General features: G+C 49.9%; 1 protein-coding gene. It reads right to left on the reverse strand.

All coding sequences use genetic code 11. From position 1 onward, the window contains the following. Positions 1 to 2 precede the first annotated feature (2 nt). The coding region (locus ACTHTU_RS11390; RefSeq protein ID WP_440362611.1) for a DNA translocase FtsK at positions 3 to 431 on the reverse strand (429 nt) is incomplete at its 5' end.

A 431-nucleotide genomic window follows, 5' to 3' on the forward strand; every position in this document is an offset into this window, starting at 1 on the left:
TTTTACAGCTGGTCTTTTTGTGCCAGAATCCGTCGGCTGCCGTTGATGTCTGCAGGAGAGAGAACACCGGCATTTTCAAGCGCATCTATTAAATTGGCGGCACGGTTGTAGCCGATGCGCCATTGGCGTTGCAGTGCGGAAATGGAAGTTTTCCGACTTTCCAATACGAAGGCAACGGCTTGATCAAATAACTCATCGCTGTTTGCGTTCGGATTGACAATATTGGTGGTTTCGATGGCCGCTTCGACACTGAGCAGACCTTCCACATAATTGGTCGGAGCCTGTTCTTTGACGAAATTGACGACCTGATGCACTTCATCATCAGAAACAAATGCACCCTGCAGGCGTGTCGGTTCCGCGCTGCCCAGTTGCAGGAATAACGAGTCGCCGTATTTGAGCAATTCGTCTGCACCCATTTGGTCAAGAATGGT

The sequence above is a fragment of the Neisseria sp. P0020.S005 genome (assembly GCF_051957055.1).
In the GTDB taxonomy this organism is placed as follows: Bacteria; Pseudomonadota; Gammaproteobacteria; order Burkholderiales; family Neisseriaceae; genus Neisseria; species Neisseria subflava_A.